Raw genomic sequence first — 393 nt, 5'->3', positions numbered from 1 at the left:
CAAAGTTGTTTATCAAGATGAGTTATTTCAATTAAATTCAAGCGGTGCTTGGGATAATTTAGGAGCTTGTGGTTCTACCAATGAAGTTGATACCGAATCTCCAAGTACACCATTAAACTTAACATCATCTAATGTAACAACTACTGAAGTTACCTTAAACTGGACTGCTTCTACAGATAATGTAGGTGTTACAGAATATGAAATATTATTAGATGGAGTGGTCGTTAGTACAGTAACTGGTTCAACAACAGTTTTAATTCAAAATCTTACACCAAATACAAATTATACATATACTGTAAGAGCAAAAGATGCTGCTGGTAATATTTCATCAACGAGTAACAGTGTTACCATTACAACATTACCAGAAACAAGTTCAGATCCTTGCGCAGGAGT

Annotated in this window: 1 protein-coding gene; it reads left to right on the top strand. The window is 34.1% G+C overall.

The annotated features are described in order from the left end of the window. The coding region (locus tag Q0733_RS13025; RefSeq protein ID WP_298782776.1) for a fibronectin type III domain-containing protein at positions 1–393 on the top strand (393 nt) is incomplete at both ends.

The organism is uncultured Polaribacter sp., assembly GCF_947500975.1.
Classification (GTDB): domain Bacteria; phylum Bacteroidota; class Bacteroidia; order Flavobacteriales; family Flavobacteriaceae; genus Polaribacter.
This window is presented reverse-complemented; position numbering and strand designations above follow the sequence as displayed.